This window comes from Paraburkholderia caffeinilytica (assembly GCF_003368325.1).
GTDB classification, from domain to species: domain Bacteria; phylum Pseudomonadota; class Gammaproteobacteria; order Burkholderiales; family Burkholderiaceae; genus Paraburkholderia; species Paraburkholderia caffeinilytica.
In genome coordinates this window covers 2,591,416-2,609,742 of sequence record NZ_CP031467.1, presented here as the reverse complement: position 1 = coordinate 2,609,742, position 18,327 = coordinate 2,591,416, and the positions used below count along the sequence as shown (strand labels likewise).

Here is an 18,327-nt window from a genome sequence, read left to right as displayed (position 1 = left end):
ACTTTCCTTTAAAAATCGATGGGTTAGGAACCCTAGTATTTGGTCCCCACATGTAAAGCTACCACGCCAGCTGACAAATTGTAATATTTGACGCCGTCCAGGCCAGCTTGTTCCATCATTGTTTTTAAAGTTTCCTGGTCCGGATGCATCCGGATCGATTCCGCCAGGTAGCGGTAGCTCTCGGCGTCCTTCGCAAAGCGGTCGCCGAGCCACGGCAACACCTTGAACGAATAGACGTCGTAGACCTTTTTAAGCGGATCCCACACCTTCGAGAACTCCAGCACCAGCAGACGGCCTGCCGGTTTCAGCACGCGGCGCATCTCGGCTAGCGCGACATCCTTGTGCGTCATGTTGCGCAAGCCGAAAGCCACCGTCACCACGTCGAAGTAATTGTCGGGAAAAGGGATCTTTTCAGCGTCGCAAAGCAGCGCCGGCGTAATCACACCCTTGTCCAGCAGGCGGTCGCGGCCCACGCGCAGCATCGATTCGTTAATGTCGGTGTGCCAGACCTCGCCGGTGTCGCCCGCCTGTCTGGCGAATGCCTTCGACAGATCGCCCGTGCCGCCCGCGATATCGAGCACCTTGAAGCCCGGCCGGACATTCGCCTGGGCGATCGTGAACATCTTCCACGCCCGGTGCAACCCGCCCGACATCAGGTCGTTCATCAAGTCGTAGTTGGAGGCGACCGAGTGGAACACGCCCGCCACCTTCTGCGCTTTTTCCTGTTCGTCGACCGATTGAAAGCCGAAGTGGGTTTTGCTCATCGCGCTCGTCCTTTCGCGTATTCTGAAATGTTGCGCCGCATCAGTGCGGCGATCAGGGCGAATCGTATCAGTGACAATGCCCGTGCGCAGCACCGGCCGGCGTCATGGGGGCATCGCGGTCGACGCTGGCTGCTTCCAGCTTGGCGAAATAGTCGCGCCAGAGTTCATCCTGGCGGACGGCCATGTCGTACAGCAGATCCCACGAATAGATGCCGGTGGCGTGCCCGTCGGAGAAAGTCGGCTGCACCGCATAGTTGCCGACGCCTTCGATCATCGTGATCGTGACGTCGCGCTTGCCGGTTTGCAGCGTCTCCTGGCCGGGCCCGTGGCCCATCACTTCCGCCGACGGCGAATACACGCGCAGCAGTTCGAACGGCAGGCGATACGTTTCGCCGTTTGCGTACTGCAATTCGAGCACGCGGGATTTGGAATGCACGACCACGCCCGTCGGCACCGGGGTATCGGGAGTCAGTCCACTCATGTTGACCTCATAAAGAAGACGCCGTGCCGCCGCAAGGCTTTGGCCCCGCGGACGCCCCTTTGGGGATGGCCCGCTGAGGGTCTCGCACGAGGCGGCAGTTCCGGGCGCTCAGCCAAACGCCTGTTCGATTTCTTGCCGCACCGCTTCGCGCAGCAGGGTGGCTTGCGCGCGGCGCGACGACAGCATGGCCTCGGACACCGTGCGTTGGCGCGGCGCCCAGATCGGCAGCGGGAAATGAGCGTCGTTCGAAAAACGCGGAATCACATGCCAATGCACGTGCGGCACCTGGTTACCGAGGCTCGCCAGGTTGACCTTCACCGGCTGAAGAATGCGCCGGATCGCCCGCTCGACCGCGTACACGGCCTGCATCACGCGATCGCGGTCGGTCTCGGCGAGATCGGAAAACTCAGCGACATGCCCGTTCCAGATCACCCGGCAAAAGCCCGGGTAGTCGTGTTCGTCGGCAAGGACGACACGCAGGGTGTCGTCCTGCCACAGCACATCACCGCCATCTTCACGGCAAAAAACGCAGTCCATCGTCGTCCTCAGGCAAAAATCGTCAGTCGTGCCATTAAACCAGCACGCGCTCGATTCCGCCATTGTTCGCCCGCTGGACGTAATCCGCCATCCAGTCTTCACCCAGCACGTGACGTGCCATCTCGACGACGATGTAGTCCGCCTCGGTGCCCGCGTCTTCGTTGTAGCGCGACAGGCCTTGCAGGCAGGACGGGCAGCTCGTCAGGATCTTCACGTCGGTGGTGCCGTTCGGTTGCGGCCCGTCGCCCGCCTTGAGCACGGAGCCGTTCGGCGCACCCGCCGCGCCGGCCGACGCATTCGCCGCATTGATCCCATTCGCACCCGCCTCGGCTACGAGGGGAATGCCACGCAGCTTCGCGGCGCCCTTGCGCATTTCCTCTTCCTTGCGGAAACGGACTTGCGTCGAAATGTCCGGGCGCGTCACCGCGAGTGTGCCGGATTCGCCACAGCAGCGATCGTTCTTCTCGATCTTGTAGCCGTCCTTCTCGGACCCCATCAGCTGATTGACGAGCTTGACCGGGTCCATCGTCTTGATCGGCGAGTGGCACGGGTCGTGGTACATGTAGCGCACGCCGTTCACGCCTTCGAGCTTGATGCCTTTCTCGAGCAGAAACTCGTGAATGTCGATGATCCGGCAGCCCGGGAAGATCTTCTCGAATTCGTAACCGGCCAGCTGGTCGTAGCACGTGCCGCACGACACCACCACGGTCTTGATGTCGAGGTAGTTCAGCGTATTGGCGACGCGGTGGAACAGCACACGGTTATCCGTGACGATCTGCTCGGCCTTGTCGAACTGACCTGAACCGCGCTGCGGATAGCCGCAACACAGATAGCCCGGTGGCAGCACGGTTTGCACGCCCGCTTCCCACAACATGGCTTGCGTGGCCAGACCGACTTGCGAGAACAGCCGCTCCGAGCCGCAGCCCGGGAAGTAGAACACCGCTTCCGTATCGGCGGTGGTCGTCTTCGGATTGCGGATGATCGGAACAATCTTGTTGTCCTCGATATCGAGCAACGCGCGCGCGGTTTTCTTCGGCAGATTGCCCGGCATCTTCTTGTTCATGAAGTGGATCACCTGCTGCGTGACCGGCGGCTTGCCGACCGTTGCCGGCGGGTGCGCCGTCTGCTTCTTCGCGAACTTCTTCAGCACGTCGTTGCCGAGGCGCTGCGCCTTGTAACCGATGCCCATCATCGCGGTGCGCGCGAGGTTGATGGTCTGCGGATTGGTCGCGTTGAGGAAGAACATGCCGGCCGCGTTGCCCGGATTGAACTTCTTCTTGCCCATCTTGCGCAGCAGGTTGCGCATGTTCATCGTCACATCGCCGAAGTCGATCTTCACCGGGCACGGCGTCACGCATTTGTGACAGACGGTGCAGTGATCGGCGACGTCGTTGAACTCGTCCCAGTGCTTGATCGACACGCCGCGGCGGGTCTGCTCTTCGTACAGGAACGCCTCGACCAGCAAGGAGGTGGCGAGAATCTTGTTGCGCGGGCTGTACAGCAGGTTCGCGCGCGGCACGTGGGTCGCGCACACCGGCTTGCACTTGCCGCAGCGCAAGCAGTCCTTGATCGACTCGGAAATTGCGCCGATGTCGGACTGCTGCATGATCAGCGATTCGTAGCCCATCAGACCGAAGCTCGGCGTGTAGGCGTTGCGCAGGTCGGCGCCTTCGAGCAGCTTGCCCGCGTTGAAGCGGCCATGCGGATCGACGCGTTGCTTGTACTTGCGGAATTCACCGATCTCGTCGTCGGTCAGGAACTCGAGCTTGGTGATGCCGATGCCGTGCTCGCCGGAAATCACGCCGTCGAGCGAACGCGCCAGCTTCATGATGCGCGCAACCGCCGTGTGGGCGTCCTGCAGCATCTCGTAGTTGTCGGAGTTGACCGGCAGGTTCGTGTGGACGTTGCCGTCGCCCGCGTGCATGTGCAGCGCGACGAACACGCGACCGCGCAGCACCTGCTTGTGGATTGCCTGAGCTTCTTCAAGGATTGGCTTGAACTCGCCGCCGTTGAAGATCTGACGCAACTCAGCCCGAATCTCCGCCTTCCACGACACGCGCACCGTACGGTCCTGCGTGATATGGAACACGGTCGCATCCGGCTGCGCGTCGACGCGATCGGCAAACTTCTCCGCCAGCGCTTCGTAGCCGAGGCCGACCAGATAGTGCTGAGCCTCGCGCAAGGACAGATCGAGCTTGTCGCGCAGGAATTCCCAGCGCGCGCGCACTTTCTTCAGCAGATCGAGCGCCTGTTGCACGCGATCTTCGAGCAACTCCGCGCTCGGGATTTCGTTGGCGTCGTCGCTCTTGCCGAGCGGCAGCTTGCCGCCCTTGAAGAACGCTTCGAGCGCGTCGACCAGTTGCAGCTTGTTCTTGATCGACAATTCGATATTGATGCGTTCGATGCCGTCGGTGTACTCGCCCATGCGGTCGAGCGGGATCACCACGTCTTCGTTGATCTTGAACGCGTTGGTGTGCTTGGCGATCGCGGCGGTACGGCTGCGGTCGAGCCAGAAACGCTTGCGCGCTTCGGCGTTGACCGCGACGAAGCCCTCGCCGCTCTTGCCGTTGGCCATGCGCACGACTTCCGAGGTGGCTTGCGCCACCGCGTCCGCGTCGTCGCCGACGATGTCGCCGATCAGCACCATCTTCGGAAACGCGTTGCGCTTGGACTTGGTGGCATAACCGACCGCGCGCAGATAGCGTTCGTCCAGATGCTCGAGGCCGGCGAGAATCGCGCCGCCCTGCTTCGACGTTTCGAACAGATAGTCTTTGATCTCGACGATGCTCGGAATCGCTTCGCGGGCCTGACCGAAGAATTCGAGGCAAACCGTGCGCGTATGCGCCGGCATCTTGTGCAGCACCCAGCGCGCCGACGTGATCAGGCCGTCGCAGCCTTCCTTCTGCACGCCCGGCAGACCGGCGAGGAATTTGTCGGTCACGTCCTTGCCGAGGCCTTCCTTACGGAACACGCGGCCCTTGATGTTGAGCGCTTCCGTGCGCAGCAGCTTTTCGCCCGGCGCGTGGCTGCCGTCGAACCACTTCAGCTCGAAACGCGCGACTTCGATGTCGTGAATCTTGCCGAGGTTGTGATCCAGACGCGTGACTTCGAGCCAGTTCCCTTCCGGGTCGACCATCCGCCACCAGGCGAGGTTGTCGAGCGCCGTGCCCCACAGCACGGCCTTCTTGCCGCCCGCGTTCATCGCGACGTTGCCGCCGACACAGGATGCGTCCAGCGAGGTCGGGTCGACTGCGAACACATAGCCGGCCTGTTCCGCCGCTTCGGTCACGCGGCGCGTCACCACGCCCGCGCCGGAGAAGATCGTCGGCACCTTGCGGTCGACGCCCGGCAGTTCGGTCAACTCGACGGCGCCCAGCTGTTCGAGCTTTTCGGTGTTGATGACGGCCGAGAACGGCGTGAGCGGCACCGCGCCGCCCGTATAGCCCGTGCCGCCTCCGCGCGGAATCACGGTCAGACCGAGCTCGAAACACGCCTTGATCATGCCGGCGATCTCGGCTTCGGTATCCGGCGTCAGCACGACGAACGGGTACTCGACGCGCCAGTCGGTCGCGTCGGTCACGTGCGAAACGCGGGACAAGCCGTCGAACTTGATGTTGTCCTTTTCCGTGACGCGGCCCAGCACCTTGTTCGCGCGACGGCGCAGATCGAAGGTCTTCTGGAATTCGCTCTCGAAATCGTCGACGGCGCGGCGCGCGGCCGCCACCAGCGTCTCCACGCGAGCGGCCCGATCGACGCCCGCTTCATCGCCATGCTCGACCAGATCGGCGCGGCGGCGCTTCTCGATCTCGCTCAGACGGTGATGCAGCGCCTCGATCAGCAGCGCGCGGCGCTTCGGATTGTCGAGCAGGTCGTCTTGCAGGTAAGGATTGCGGCGCACGACCCAGATGTCGCCGAGCACTTCGTACAGCATCCGCGCCGAGCGGCCGGTGCGGCGTTCCGCGCGCAGTTCGGCCAACGCCGCCCAGGCTTCGTCGCCGAGCAGACGGATGACGATTTCGCGATCGGAAAACGACGTGTAGTTATAGGGAATTTCGCGCAGACGCGCTTCGGGATCGGCGGCCACCGCAACGGCAGCGCCGTGCGGATCGAAAACTTGAGGTGCGTTCATGTTCGGACGACTCGGTGGGTCAACCAGGCGCGCTCACGGGTGAGGCGTCGGCGGACGGTGCGCGTGGAGCGCAATGCTGGAAATCTTCTTGGGGAGCGAAGCGCAACCGACGGCCTACCCACATCGGTCGCTTCACGGCGCTCAGAGACAGCTACACGATCGTGCGTGACGGACGTGACGCTCCGCCGCGGGGCAAGACTCACGCGGGACGGGCATCAAATGGGCGATCCGAGGCTGCCAGTGCATCTTCCGATCCTTATTCCAAAATGGAATTCTACCCCATGATCCAGCGGCGCGTTGACGCCTGAAATCGGGGCTGCGGCGGGACTTTGGATGTTTTCGGCTTGAACAGCGTCCGCCAGTCCATGCGAAGAATTTTCCGACCGAACGGTCGGGCGGGCCTTCGCGGGCGACACCCGGGGCACGCCGAAGGTTCACCGAGGTCCAGCGTGCACACCGTTGGCGCTATCATTGATCCTTTCCCGTCTCACAACGCGCACCGCGCCACCCGCATGGCTTCCCACGACTACCTGAAGAAAACCCTGACCGCGCGCGTCTACGACGTGGCCCGCGAGACCGAACTCGAACGCGCGCCGAATCTGTCGGCACGGCTCTCCAACCGGGTTTATCTGAAGCGCGAGGACAACCAGCCGGTGTTCTCGTTCAAGGTGCGCGGCGCGTACAACAAGATGGCGCATATTCCGGCGGATGCGCTGGAGCGGGGTGTGATCACCGCGTCGGCGGGCAATCATGCGCAGGGTGTGGCGCTGTCGGCGGCCCGCATGGGCGTGAAGGCGATCATCGTGGTGCCGGTGACGACCCCGCAGGTGAAGGTCGACGCCGTGCGCGCGCATGGCGGAGCGACGGTCGAGGTGGTGCAGTTCGGCGAGTCCTATAGCGACGCGTACGGGCACGCAGTGAAGCTGCAGGAAGAGCGCGGCCTGACGTTCGTTCACCCGTTCGACGATCCGTACGTGATCGCCGGCCAGGGCACGGTCGCGATGGAAATTCTCAGCCAGCACCAGGGCCCGATCCACGCGATCTTCGTGCCGATCGGCGGCGGTGGGCTGGCCGCGGGCGTGGCCGCGTACGTGAAATCGGTGCGCCCGGAGATCCGGGTGATCGGCGTACAGACCGACGACTCGTGCGCGATGGCCGCTTCTTTACAGGCAGGCGAACGGGTCACGCTAAACGAAGTCGGGCTGTTCTCGGATGGCACCGCGGTGAAGCTCGTGGGCGAAGAAACCTTCCGCCTGTGCCGCGAATATCTCGACGACGTGCTGCTCGTGAACACCGACGCGCTGTGCGCCGCGATCAAGGACGTGTTCCAGGACACCCGCAGCGTGCTGGAACCCGCGGGCGCGCTGGCCGTGGCCGGCGCCAAACAGTATGCCGAGCGCGAAGGCATCGAGAACCAGACGCTGATTGCGATCACGTCCGGCGCGAACATGAACTTCGACCGCATGCGTTTCGTGGCGGAGCGCGCCGAAGTCGGGGAAGCGCGTGAAGCGGTGTTCGCCGTGACGATTCCGGAAGAGCGCGGCAGTTTCCGCCGCTTCTGCGAACTGGTCGGCACGCGCAGCGTCACCGAGTTCAACTACCGCATCGCGGACGCGAATTCAGCGCATATCTTCGTCGGCGTGCAGATCCGCAACCGCAGCGAATCGGCGCAGATCGCGGGCGCATTCGAAGCACACGGCTTTGCCACCGTCGATCTGACCTTCGATGAACTGTCGAAGCAGCACATCCGCTACATGGTCGGCGGCCGCTCGCCGCTGGCGCACGACGAACGGCTGTTCCGTTTCGAGTTTCCCGAGCGGCCGGGCGCGCTGATGAAGTTTCTGTCGTCGATGGCGCCGAACTGGAATATCAGCCTGTTCCACTACCGCAACCAGGGCGCGGACTACAGCTCGATTCTGGTCGGCATCCAGGTGCCGGAGAGCGAGAACAGCGAGTTCGACCGCTTTCTCGCGACGCTTGGGTATCCGTACTGGGAAGAGACGCAGAACCCTGTTTATCGCTTGTTCCTCGCTTGAACTCTCAGGACTGAAACGCGCAGATGGCTCTTTCGCTTGTCGACAAACTGGTGGTGGCAATCTCGTCGCGCGCGCTGTTCGACTTCGAGGAAGAGAACTGCGTGTACGAGAAAGGCAACCTGCAGGCGTATGAAGCGTTGCAGCGCGAGCGGCTGGCCGTGCCCGCCAAGCCGGGTGTCGCGTTTCCGCTGATCCGCAAGCTGCTCGCCTTGAATGCCGGCGGTCATCGAGTCGAAGTGGTGATTCTGTCGCGCAGCGATCCGATCAGCGGGTTGCGCGCGTTCCATTCGTGCAGGGAGTACGGACTGGCGATCGAGCGTGGCGTGTTTACGCGTGGGCGCGCGCCATTCGGCTATCTGAAGCCCTTGAACGCCTCGCTGTTTTTGTCCGCGAATCAGGACGACGTGCGCGACGCGTTGGCCGCCGGATTTCCGGCCGCGCGCGTCTTGCCCGAATCGGCGAAAATGGCGAGCAAGTATCCGGACGAGATCCGGATTGCCTTCGACGGCGACGCCGTGCTGTTTTCCGACGAAGCCGAGCGCGTGTTTCAGAAAGATGGCCTGCGGGCGTTCGTCGGCCACGAGATTCACAACAAGGATTTGCCGCTCGCGGATGGGCCTTTGAAGCCGTTGCTCGAAGCACTGCACCGGCTGCAGAAACTCGCGGACGAAGCCGCACCGATGCATATTCGTACGGCCTTGGTGACGGCCCGCTCGGCCCCGGCGCATGAGCGCGCAATCCGCACATTAATGGCGTGGAACATCGAAATCGACGAAGCGATGTTCCTCGGCGGCCTCGACAAGAGCGCGTTTTTGCGCGAGTTCGAGCCGGACTTTTTCTTCGACGACCAAATTGGCCATTGCGAATCGGCCCGCGTCGTGACGGCGACGGGGCACGTGCTGAGTGGCATCGTGAACGCATCATGACACCCGAACAATCACCGCTGGGTAAGGCTTCCGCTTACACCGAACACTATGACGCTTCGCTGCTCTTTCCGATTGCCCGGAAGAATGCCCGCGAAGCGATTGGGATTGGCGCGCAGTTGCCGTTTTTCGGCACGGACATCTGGAATGCCTACGAGCTTTCCTGGTTGAATGCGCGCGGCAAGCCGCAGATTGCGGTGGCGACTTTCTTCGTGCCGGCCGATTCGCCGAATATCGTCGAGTCGAAGTCGTTCAAGCTTTACCTGGGCTCATTTGCGCAGACGTCGTTCGAGTCGATGGACATGGTGCGTGACACGATCAAGCGCGATGTTTCCGCTTCTTGCGGCGCGACGGTGTCTGTTCACCTGGCTGCGCCGCACGAGTTCGGCAAGCTGCAGATGGAAGAGTTTGAGGGTTTGTCGCTGGATCGGCTCGATCTGGATGCCGATGTCTATCAGCCGGATGCTTCGTTGCTCAAGGCAGCGCTTGACGAAGCGCCGGTTGAGGAGACGTTGTTCTCCAATTTGCTGAAGTCGAATTGTCCGGTGACCGGACAGCCTGACTGGGGCAGCGTGCAGATTCATTACGTTGGGCCGCAGATCGATCATGCGGGCTTGCTGAGGTACATCATTTCCTATCGGAATCACACCGGGTTTCACGAGCAGTGTGTCGAGAGGATTTTTATCGATGTGATGAAGGCCTGTAAGCCGGTCAAGCTGGCGGTTTATGCGCGGTACACGCGGCGCGGTGGATTGGATATCAATCCGTTCCGCACTAACTACAATTTGCCCATGCCGGACAATATGCGGCTGGCGCGTCAATAAATAGCAGCGTGTTTTTTCGCCGCAGGCATCAAACAGCGCCTGCGGCGAACCGGAAAACTTTACGCCGAAGGCTTCTTATAAGCCACGCAATCAACCTCGACCCGGCAATCGATCACCATCGAAGAAACCACGCAAGCCCGAGCCGGCGGATTCTCGCCGAAGTACTCCCGGAACACCTTGTTGAACGAAGCGAAATCACGCGGATCGTCGAGCCACACGCCACAGCGAACAACATGCTCCGCCCCGTAGCCGGCTTCCTTCAAGATAGCGAAGACGTTCTGAATCGCCTTGTGCGATTGCTCAACGATACCGCCGTTGATCACCTCGCCGTTTTCCATCGGCGTCTGCCCGGAAACGAACAACCAGCCATCCGCTTCGACAGCCCGAGCAAACGGCATATGTTGACCACCGGTACCCTTGCCGCCTTCAACGCCATATCGCTTCATCATCCAACTCCTTAAAAAGTCCGGCACGCGGCGCGAGCAATGCCACAACCGCCTGCCACATCAATCAGAAAACAAGAAATCAAAACGCGCCGTGCGCATCACCCTTCGACGCCGCACCGCGTGCCACGAAATGCCCTGCCCGCTCGCCGGTCACGGCGCCATCGCGGTAGGTCAACACGCCGTTCACCCACACCGCGTCGATGCCGTCGGCCGCCTGTTGCGGATTCTCGAACGTCGCCGCGTCCCGAACCCTGGCCGGGTCGAACAACACCAGATCCGCGTGATAACCGATATGCACCTCGCCTCGCTGCGCCAAACCGAACCGGTGCGCCGACAAGCTGGTCATCTTGCGCACCGCCTCTTCGAGCGGCAACAGATTCGCATCGCGCGCGTAGTGGCCGAGCACACGCGGAAACGCGCCCCATAACCGCGGATGCGGCAGCGGATCGTTCGGCAAACCATCCGAGCCGACCATCGTCGCGGGATGCGACAGAATGCGCCGCACGTCGTCCTCGGACATGTTGTGATACACCGCTCCCGCAGGCTGCAGACGCTTGCCCGCCTCCTGCTGCGTGACACGCCACTCGGCGGCAATGTCCTTGATCAGCTTGCCCGCCATCTCGGGATGCGGCTCGGACCACGTGATCGTAATGTCGATGTCGCCCGTCACCTGCTTCACGTCGAGCGTCGACGAACTGCGGTTGTACGGATAGCAGTCGCAACCGATCGGCTGCAGACGACGTGCGCCTTCCAGCGACTCCAGCACCTCGACACTGCGCCCCCAGTTCGACGGCCCCGCGCACTTCAGATGCGAAATGACCACCGGCACATGCGCATGACGGCCCACCCGATACGCTTCGTCCATCGCGTCGAGAATCGCGTCGAACTCGGTGCGCATGTGCGTCGTGTACAACGCGCCGGCGGCGGCAAGCGGTTCGGCCAGCGCCATCACTTCTTCGGTCGGCGCGGAGAACGCGGAGCCGTATGCGAGTCCCGAACTCAAACCCAACGCGCCATTCGACAACGCCTCTTCGAGTTGCGTGCGCATTCCGTCGATTTCCGCCGCGGTCGCCGCGCGATCGAGCCGGTCCATCTGATTGCTGCGCAGTGCCGTGTGCCCGATCAGCGCGCCGACATTCACCGCCGGACGCGCGGCGTTCACCGCTTCGACGTACGCAGCGAAAGTCGGGTACTGGAACGCGTCGCGCTCGCCAAGCAGATTCATCGGATCAGGCGGATCGCCCTTCAACGACACCGGCGCCGCGCTGATCCCACAATTGCCGACGATCACTGTCGTGACGCCCTGGGTGATCTTCGGCAACATTTGCGGCGACTGGATCACATGCGTGTCGTCATGCGTATGAACGTCGATGAAGCCCGGCGCCAACGCGCGGCCGTTGGCTTCGATCACTTCTTCAGCAAGCCAGTTCGACAGATTGCCGATTGCAGCGATGCGGCCGTCGCGGATCGCTACGTCGCGTTCGACCGGCGGCGCGCCCGTGCCGTCGTACAGTTGCGCGCCGACGATCAGCGTATCGGCGGCTTCGGGATGCGAATGCATGGATCAGTCTCCTAACGGTTGTCGATCGCCACCACCGCGGTGCGCGTCGAGCGCGTGCTTCATGCGGCGCAGCAATTCGCGGCTCTCGTCACTCTGGCTGACGGCAAGTTCGGTGACGAGCACATCGAGCGCCATCATCATCGCGTAGCGCGACGACGACGGTTTGTAAATGAAATCCGTTTCAAAGGCGACGATCGGAATCACCCAATCGGCCAGTTTGGCCAGCGGCGAAGCCGGCGCGGTCAGGGCGATCACGGTCGCGCCGTAGCTGTGCGCGATCTTGCAGTTCTCGACCATCTCGGGCACGCGCCCGGTGGTGGACAGCGCGATCACCACGCACTCGCGCGACACGGTGCTCGCCACCATGCGCTGCAACAAGCCGTCCTGATAGGTCGCAACCGGCCGGCCGAGGCGCACGAGCCTGAAGCGCATCTCGTCGGCGAGCGCGGTCGAGCCGCCGCCCATGCCGAACACGTAGATCATCCGCGCGGCGCGCAACGCGGCCGCCGCTTCGTCCAACGGCGCCTGCCGCAGCAGTTGATGGTTATGCGCAAGCGCGGTCTGCAGCTCGTCGAATACGCGGGTGGCGATCGGCTCGGGCGCGTCGGTGGGTCCGGCCGCCTGCAGGAAGCGCTGACCGACCGCGGCCGCCTGCGCGAGCCGCAGCTTCAATTCCCGTACGTCACGGCAACCGACCGCCTTGGCAAAGCGCGTTACGGTCGCGACGCTCACCTCCGCCTGCTGGGCGAGCGCGCCAATGCTGGCGCGCGACGCGCCAGTCAGATCGTCGAGAATCAGCGCCGCAACCTTGCGTTCGGCCGAACGCAGTTCCGGCGCGCACTCGGCGATGCGCGCGACGATATCGAAGGCCAGCGGTTCGGCGGTAGAGTTCATTGCAGATCGTAAGACACCGCGCAATCGCTCATGTGAGCCGCTGTGCGAGCCGTGGTACTAAATAACATTTCTTCGACCATCGTACTTTCTGTAACATGGTAAAGTCAACTTTGATTCAATTTAACTGGACGATGGAGCTGGGAGACATGAAAGTTACAAACTATCAGGGCGCAACGATTGATCCTTATAGCAAGGGCTTGGGCATGGTTCCGGGCACCAGTATCCAACTCACGGATGCCGCGCGCCTCGAGTGGAACCTGCTGAATGAAGACGTGAGCCTGCCTGCCGCCGTGCTGTACGCGGATCGTGTGGAACACAACCTGAAGTGGATGCAGGCGTTCGTCGCGGAATACGGCGTCAAGCTCGCGCCGCACGGCAAAACCACCATGGCGCCGCAACTGTTTCGCCGCCAGCTCGAAACCGGCGCATGGGGTCTCACGCTCGCCACCGCGCATCAGGTGCGCGCGGCCTATCACGGCGGTGTTTCGCGGATCCTGATGGCCAACCAGCTGGTTGGCCGCCGCAACATGATGATGATCGCCGAGTTGCTGAGCGACCCTGATTTCGAGTTCTTCTGCCTCGTCGATTCGGCCGAAGGCGTCGAGCAGCTGGGTCAGTTTTTCACGTCGGTACGCAAGCCGCTGCAAGTGTTGCTCGAGCTCGGTGTGCCGGGCGGCCGCACCGGCGTGCGCGACGACGCGCAGCGCAACGCGGTGCTCGAGGCGATCGCGCGCTATCCGGATATTTTGAAGCTGGCGGGTGTCGAGCTGTATGAAGGGGTGCTGAAAGAAGAGCACGAAGTACGCGAGTTCCTGCAGAGCGCCGTCGCTGTGACGCGCACGCTTGTCGATGAAGGACGTTTTGCCCGCACGCCGGCCGTTCTGTCAGGCGCCGGCTCGGCCTGGTACGACGTGGTCGCGGAAGAATTCGCGAAGGCCTCGGAGGCCGGCAAGGTCGAGGTCGTGCTTCGACCGGGCTGCTATCTGACGCATGACGTCGGCATCTACCGCAAGGCGCAGACGGACATCTTCGCGCGCAATCCGGTCGCGAAAAAAATGGGCGAAGGCTTGCTTCCGGCGCTGCAACTGTGGGCGTATGTGCAATCGATTCCAGAACCGGATCGCGCGATCATCGGCCTCGGAAAACGCGATTCCGCTTTCGACGCAGGTATGCCGGAGCCGTCGCGCCACTATCGTCCGGGCACCGAAGCGCCGCGCGACATCGCCGCAAGCGAAGGCTGGGAGATTTTCGGCTTGATGGATCAGCACGCGTATCTGCGGATTCCCGTGGGCGCCGATCTGAAGGTGGGCGACATGATCGCGTTCGACATCTCGCATCCGTGCCTGACGTTCGACAAGTGGCGCCAGGTGCTGGTGGTCGATCCGTCGTATCGCGTCACCGAAGTGATCGAAACGTTCTTCTGATCTTGACGCAAACGGCGCGCTTCACCGCGAGGTGGCGCGCCGTTTGTTGCGGCCTTCCCACTTGATAGGCTTGCTCGATCTCCGTCGAATTCTGGCCGCTGCGCGCGTCTTGGCGCATGCCGAAGTTTGAATGGTTCCGCGCAGGGCGCTCCGGCAATCGCCGGCATGATGAACCGGGCTTAAGCCTGGCGAGCCGGGTCGGCCTCTGCCGTGTCGGGCACCTGGGAAGCGGCTGCGGCCACGACTTCGCCGATCCGCACTTCCAGCATTTTCAACGCCCCCGACAATGCGCTCAGCGCTTCGTCCGGCAATGCCGCCATCGTGTCGTGCAAAAATGCGTTGCGGCGCGGCAGGCTGGCTTCGGTCGCTGATTGCCCCGCTTCGGTCAACCGCACGTTGGTCACGCGGTTGTCGCGCGCGTCCATGCTGCGAGCAATCCAGCCTAAACCCTCCAGCGTTTTCAACTGCCGCGTCAGCGCGCCCGGATCGACGCGCAAGCGCTCGACCAGCCGCTTCTGCGACGATTCGCCGTCCTGTTCGTGCAGCGCGAGCAGAATGCGCCAGCGCGGCAACGGGTGGCCCACCTGGGCCTCGAACGCCGACATGAACGCCCGATAAGTGCGGCCGAATTGCTGCATGACGGCGACGCGGTCCTGTTCTTCCATGATCTGTCAGTAAAACGGTAAGGCTAAAAAATCAATCCGCGTGAATCACCGGCTCGAGCTTGCGTTGAAGCTTGATCGGCGGCACGCGGCGGCTCTGCCACACGGACACCACAGCGATGAGCGCCGCCAGCGCGAGACCCAGATGGATCGCGGCAACGAGCGCCTCGCGCGCGCTCTCGAGCAGCATCGCGCCGTTGTGGCCCGCATGCGCCAGCTGGCCGAGCAAGGTGGCTTGCGCGTCGCGATTGATGAGGATTTGCGGGTCGCCGAGATCGGCGAACCATGGCGACGCATGATCGTTTTCCAGCGCACTGCGCACACCGCTCGCGTACATATGGCTGACCAGCGTGCCGGTAAGCGCCGTGCCGATCATCCCGCCTATCATCCGCAGCGACTGCAGCAGCGCGGTGGCGATGCCAAGGTGTTCGCGCCCGGCTGTCTGTTGCGCGAAGATCGTCAGATTCGGCATCACGAAACCGAGGCCGAGGCCGCCGAGCACCATGAACGACATCAGCAGCCATTGCGGCATGGCGCGCGTCGCGACGACCGCGCCGAGGCACGCCAGCGCCAGCAGCGCGAAGCCGACGTACAGCATCAGATTCGGATTGCGCACACGCGAGACGATGCGTCCGTTGGCGATACTGCCGATCGTGATGAACACGACAAGCGGCGTAATGACGAGCCCCGCTTCTTTCGGCGACATCCCGAAGCCGCCCTGAAATAGCAACGGTGCGTAGAACAGCAACGAGAACATCGTGAAGCCGCCCAGCACGGCGAGCGTGAAGAGCGCAGCCAGACTGCGATTGCGAAACATATCCACCGGCAAAATCGCCGTCGGGCAACGCTTTTCCCACTGCCACAAGCCGTATGCCGAGGCAACGCTCAGGGCCAGCAACACGAACGCGCCCAGCGTGACGCCGTGCTTCGGCAGCATCTCGACGAACAATTGCAGCGAGCCGAGCGCCACCGCGATCAACAGCGCCCCCGGCCAATCGAGCCGCATCTTGCCTTTGTGCTCGATGTGCCGCAGATGCGGCAGGAAACGCCAGACGAAAAATAGCGACAGCAGACCGACCGGCAGATTCACATAAAACACCGAGCGCCAGCCGTAGTACTGCGTGAGAAAACCACCGAGCGACGGCCCCACCGCGTTCGCAATCCCGAACGCCGAACTCATCAGCACCTGCCAGCGCAGTCGAATGACCGAGTCGGGAAAGAGATCAGGAATGCACGCAAAGGCGGTGCCGACCAGCATGCCGCCGCCGATGCCCTGCAAGCCGCGCGCGAGCACGAGGAACAGCATGTTGTTGGCGGCGCCGCAGAGCACCGACGCCGCCGTGAACACGACGATCGACGCGATCACGAATGGCTTGCGCCCGTAGTAATCCCCAAGGCGGCCGAAGATCGGCACGGTGATCACCGAGGTCAGCAAATACAACGTGGCGACCCACGCGTAGAGTTCGAAACCCTTCAGTTCCGCGACGATGGTGGGCAACGCGGTGCCGACCACGGTCTGGTCCAGAGCGACCAGCATCGAAACGAAGGAAACGCCGAGCATCGCCAGGAGCGATTCGCGGAAAGGTAGAACTTGCCCACTCGAGTGGTGGGCCGCGGTATGGACAGCCATTTTTGATGGAGCAACAGTTGACTCGTCAAACGATTGGGAATCATACCATGAGGCGATGCTCTAAGCTGGAGCCCGCCGATGCGGCTCATCGCGTCGGCAATCGACTGAAGAATCGACAATACATGACGCCAGGGAGGCACATGGAGCCGAGTTCGCTCGCAGCACAATCGTTATCGGACGACGACCTGAGCGCGCTGCGACGCGCAAAGCACGAACTGGAGAGCCCCGCACTGGCGATGAAACTGGCGAGCATCGTCGGCGCGCCGCTCGAGAAGCTGCTCTCGCGCATGCCGGCTTTTGCCAACGAAAAGGTCACGGATGCGACGGAACTGGCGTTGCGCAAGTGTCTCTCGATCGCGCTGCGCACGCTGGGGCGGCAGGCTGGCGCCGCGCCCCTGGTGGTGCCCGACAAGCCGAGCAACCTCCTGCACAAGTTCGCCGTGGCAACCACGGGCGCGGCGGGCGGCGCATTCGGTCTGTTCGCGCTACCCGTCGAGTTGCCGGTCACAACCACGTTGATGTTTCGCTCGATCTGCGACATCGCGCGCAGCGAGGGCGAGGATCTGTCGTCGATCGACACACAGTTGCAATGCCTGACAGTGCTCGGCATGGGCGGCACCTCGAAAGCCGACGACGACGCCGATCTGGGCTACTTCATCATGCGTGGCGCGTTGGCGCAGGCGGTATCGAAGGCTTCATCCGAAATCGCGACGAAGGGCTTCACCGCGCATGGCTCCGCGGCCTTGCTGCGCCTTCTCAACACCATTGCCGCACGCTTTTCGGTGCAAGTGAGCGAGCAGATCGCCGCCAAGTCGATTCCGGCGATCGGCGCGGTGCTCGGCGCAATGGTCAATACGGTGTTCATCGACCACTTCCAGCAGGTCGCACACGGTCACTTCACCGTGCGACGGCTGGAGCGGCAATACGGCCAGGATACGGTCGAAGCCGCCTATCAGGCGATCGACGTCACCCTGGACGGCTGAGCAGTCACGCCACGCCCGCTCGTTGTCGTCACGCGCCGCACGAAGGCCGCGGCGCGGTCGAGCGCGCGGCCGCCTTCCGGGATGAACGGCGTGAACAAGGGCCAGACGTGTGGCATCTTCTTCCACACTTCGAATTCGCAGTCGACACCCGTCGTGCGCGCGTTGTCGGCAACGCGTTGCGAGTCGTCGAGCAATACCTCCGTGCTGCCCGCCACGATGAAGAGCGGCGGCAAACCATGCAGGTCGGCATAGACGGGCGACGCATAAGGATGCGTCGCGGGCGTGTCGCCGAGATAAACCTGCGCAGCCCGAGCAATCGCGGCACCGCTGAACATCGGATCCAGGCCGTCGTTGGTGCGGATCGTGGCGCCCGCAGCGGCCAGATCGGTCCATGGCGAGAACAGCAGGCCGCCTGCCGGCAGCGGATCACCGGCGTCGCGCAAGGCGACCAGCGTAGCGAGCGCAAGGCCGCCGCCCGCTGAGTCCCCCGCGATGACGATCGACTCGGGAGGCGTGCCGTCCGCGACCAGCTGACGGTAGGCCGCGGTTGCATCGTCGAGCGCGGCCGGAAAACGATGCTCGGGGGCGAGACGGTAGTCGAGGGAAAAGATCGGTGCGTTCGCACGCGTGGCGAGACCGAATACGAGCGAGCGATGCGTACGCGGTGAACAGAAATAGTAGCCGCCACCATGGCAATACAGCACAGTCGGGCCGTTAGCGGAAGCGGGCACACCGTCAGCGCGCTCGATCCACTCGCCCTGCAGCGGCCAATCGTCTGGTCCGTACGACTCGCGCAGACGCCAGCCTCCCGGCACGCGTGGTGACCAGACGCGCTTGGCTGTCAGCGCACGCGCCTGGTCGACATTGATACTCGGCTTGAGAGTTTGCGGTCGAAACTGCCTGCGCAGATACCAGCACGCGAGTGCACTTTGCCAACTCATTGGGACACGCTCCGTCGATAGTGTCCCATCATGGTACGTGCGTTCGCCGTCGCGCCGGTGGACGGTGGCTTCTAATCTCGAAAAGACGCCCG

General features: G+C 62.9%; 15 protein-coding genes. 5 read left to right on the top strand and 10 right to left on the bottom strand.

The window, feature by feature from the left end:
* Window positions 1-32 precede the first annotated feature (32 nt).
* The 4 genes from ubiE to DSC91_RS27995 all read right to left on the bottom strand — a co-directional run bounded on the left by ubiE (window position 33) and on the right by DSC91_RS27995 (window position 5,911).
* The gene (gene ubiE, locus DSC91_RS28010) at window positions 33-764 is read right to left on the bottom strand and encodes a bifunctional demethylmenaquinone methyltransferase/2-methoxy-6-polyprenyl-1,4-benzoquinol methylase UbiE (protein ID WP_115781828.1); all 732 of its coding nucleotides are present in this window, start codon (window positions 762-764) and stop codon (window positions 33-35) included.
* 67 nt (window positions 765-831) lie between these two features.
* Window positions 832-1,245: a gamma-butyrobetaine hydroxylase family protein gene (locus DSC91_RS28005; RefSeq protein WP_115781827.1), complete on the bottom strand. Its 414-nt coding sequence runs from the start codon at window positions 1,243-1,245 to the stop codon at window positions 832-834.
* 108 nt (window positions 1,246-1,353) lie between these two features.
* Window positions 1,354-1,782, bottom strand: coding sequence for an HIT family protein (locus DSC91_RS28000; protein WP_115781826.1), 429 nt, complete (start codon window positions 1,780-1,782; stop codon window positions 1,354-1,356).
* 34 nt (window positions 1,783-1,816) lie between these two features.
* On the bottom strand, window positions 1,817-5,911 hold the full coding sequence (locus tag DSC91_RS27995) for a DUF3683 domain-containing protein (RefSeq protein ID WP_115781825.1): 4,095 nt from the start codon (window positions 5,909-5,911) through the stop codon (window positions 1,817-1,819).
* Between the two features lie 365 nt (window positions 5,912-6,276).
* Here DSC91_RS27995 and ilvA point away from each other — a divergent pair, with 365 nt between their 5' ends.
* The 3 genes from ilvA to queF are packed head-to-tail and all read left to right on the top strand — an operon-like array spanning window position 6,277 to window position 9,694.
* A complete protein-coding gene (ilvA, locus tag DSC91_RS27985) occupies window positions 6,277-7,947 on the top strand; it encodes a threonine ammonia-lyase, biosynthetic (protein WP_279636319.1) in 1,671 nt (556 codons plus the stop codon).
* A 23-nt stretch (window positions 7,948-7,970) separates the two neighbouring features.
* A complete protein-coding gene (locus DSC91_RS27980) occupies window positions 7,971-8,873 on the top strand; it encodes a 5'-nucleotidase (protein ID WP_115781823.1) in 903 nt (300 codons plus the stop codon).
* Entirely contained in the window at window positions 8,870-9,694 is an 825-nt protein-coding gene (gene queF / locus DSC91_RS27975; protein ID WP_115781822.1) for an NADPH-dependent 7-cyano-7-deazaguanine reductase QueF, read from the top strand. Before DSC91_RS27980 ends, queF begins: the two co-directional genes overlap by 4 nt.
* Before the next feature lie 59 nt (window positions 9,695-9,753).
* Here the strand turns inward: queF and DSC91_RS27970 are convergent, their stop codons facing one another.
* The 3 genes from DSC91_RS27970 to DSC91_RS27960 form a co-directional block, all read right to left on the bottom strand.
* Window positions 9,754-10,140 (bottom strand): RidA family protein, encoded by a 387-nt coding sequence (locus DSC91_RS27970; protein ID WP_028200605.1) that lies wholly within the window; start codon window positions 10,138-10,140, stop codon window positions 9,754-9,756.
* Window positions 10,141-10,219: 79 nt separating this feature from the next.
* Window positions 10,220-11,701, bottom strand: a complete 1,482-nt coding sequence (locus DSC91_RS27965) for an N-acyl-D-amino-acid deacylase family protein (protein ID WP_115781821.1) — start codon at window positions 11,699-11,701, stop codon at window positions 10,220-10,222.
* 3 nt (window positions 11,702-11,704) lie between these two features.
* The gene (locus DSC91_RS27960) at window positions 11,705-12,595 is read right to left on the bottom strand and encodes a MurR/RpiR family transcriptional regulator (protein ID WP_115781820.1); all 891 of its coding nucleotides are present in this window, start codon (window positions 12,593-12,595) and stop codon (window positions 11,705-11,707) included.
* A 146-nt stretch (window positions 12,596-12,741) separates the two neighbouring features.
* Here DSC91_RS27960 and DSC91_RS27955 point away from each other — a divergent pair, with 146 nt between their 5' ends.
* Entirely contained in the window at window positions 12,742-14,019 is a 1,278-nt protein-coding gene (locus DSC91_RS27955; RefSeq protein ID WP_115781819.1) for an amino acid deaminase, read from the top strand.
* 179 nt (window positions 14,020-14,198) lie between these two features.
* Here the strand turns inward: DSC91_RS27955 and DSC91_RS27950 are convergent, their stop codons facing one another.
* Together DSC91_RS27950 and DSC91_RS27945 are read right to left on the bottom strand one after the other, a co-directional pair.
* On the bottom strand, window positions 14,199-14,684 hold the full coding sequence (locus DSC91_RS27950) for a MarR family winged helix-turn-helix transcriptional regulator (protein ID WP_115781818.1): 486 nt from the start codon (window positions 14,682-14,684) through the stop codon (window positions 14,199-14,201).
* Between the two features lie 31 nt (window positions 14,685-14,715).
* Window positions 14,716-16,311: an MDR family MFS transporter gene (locus DSC91_RS27945; RefSeq protein WP_115781817.1), complete on the bottom strand. Its 1,596-nt coding sequence runs from the start codon at window positions 16,309-16,311 to the stop codon at window positions 14,716-14,718.
* 140 nt (window positions 16,312-16,451) lie between these two features.
* On the opposite strand from DSC91_RS27945, the gene DSC91_RS27940 reads away from it, so the two are divergent.
* Window positions 16,452-17,294 (top strand): EcsC family protein, encoded by an 843-nt coding sequence (locus DSC91_RS27940; protein WP_115781816.1) that lies wholly within the window; start codon window positions 16,452-16,454, stop codon window positions 17,292-17,294.
* Here DSC91_RS27940 and DSC91_RS27935 read toward each other — a convergent pair.
* Entirely contained in the window at window positions 17,264-18,235 is a 972-nt protein-coding gene (locus tag DSC91_RS27935) for an alpha/beta hydrolase (RefSeq protein WP_115781815.1), read from the bottom strand. The genes DSC91_RS27940 and DSC91_RS27935 overlap by 31 nt on opposite strands.
* Between the last annotated feature and the right edge of the window lie 92 nt (window positions 18,236-18,327).

What these genes read in the sequence shown, in the direction of transcription:
- ilvA (WP_279636319.1), top strand. Translation starts at nt 6,277, where the DNA reads ATGCGAAGAATTTTCCGACCGAACGGTCGGGCGGGCCTTCGCGGGCGA.
- DSC91_RS27940 (WP_115781816.1), top strand. Translation starts at nt 16,452, where the DNA reads ATGGAGCCGAGTTCGCTCGCAGCACAATCGTTATCGGACGACGACCTG.
- DSC91_RS28000 (WP_115781826.1), bottom strand. Translation starts at nt 1,782, where the DNA reads ATGGACTGCGTTTTTTGCCGTGAAGATGGCGGTGATGTGCTGTGGCAG.
- DSC91_RS27970 (WP_028200605.1), bottom strand. Translation starts at nt 10,140, where the DNA reads ATGAAGCGATATGGCGTTGAAGGCGGCAAGGGTACCGGTGGTCAACAT.
- DSC91_RS27945 (WP_115781817.1), bottom strand. Translation starts at nt 16,311, where the DNA reads ATGGCTGTCCATACCGCGGCCCACCACTCGAGTGGGCAAGTTCTACCT.
- DSC91_RS27935 (WP_115781815.1), bottom strand. Translation starts at nt 18,235, where the DNA reads ATGAGTTGGCAAAGTGCACTCGCGTGCTGGTATCTGCGCAGGCAGTTT.
- DSC91_RS27960 (WP_115781820.1), bottom strand. Translation starts at nt 12,595, where the DNA reads ATGAACTCTACCGCCGAACCGCTGGCCTTCGATATCGTCGCGCGCATC.
- DSC91_RS27965 (WP_115781821.1), bottom strand. Translation starts at nt 11,701, where the DNA reads ATGCATTCGCATCCCGAAGCCGCCGATACGCTGATCGTCGGCGCGCAA.
- DSC91_RS27955 (WP_115781819.1), top strand. Translation starts at nt 12,742, where the DNA reads ATGAAAGTTACAAACTATCAGGGCGCAACGATTGATCCTTATAGCAAG.
- DSC91_RS27950 (WP_115781818.1), bottom strand. Translation starts at nt 14,684, where the DNA reads ATGGAAGAACAGGACCGCGTCGCCGTCATGCAGCAATTCGGCCGCACT.
- DSC91_RS27980 (WP_115781823.1), top strand. Translation starts at nt 7,971, where the DNA reads ATGGCTCTTTCGCTTGTCGACAAACTGGTGGTGGCAATCTCGTCGCGC.
- DSC91_RS28005 (WP_115781827.1), bottom strand. Translation starts at nt 1,245, where the DNA reads ATGAGTGGACTGACTCCCGATACCCCGGTGCCGACGGGCGTGGTCGTG.
- ubiE (WP_115781828.1), bottom strand. Translation starts at nt 764, where the DNA reads ATGAGCAAAACCCACTTCGGCTTTCAATCGGTCGACGAACAGGAAAAA.
- queF (WP_115781822.1), top strand. Translation starts at nt 8,870, where the DNA reads ATGACACCCGAACAATCACCGCTGGGTAAGGCTTCCGCTTACACCGAA.
- DSC91_RS27995 (WP_115781825.1), bottom strand. Translation starts at nt 5,911, where the DNA reads ATGAACGCACCTCAAGTTTTCGATCCGCACGGCGCTGCCGTTGCGGTG.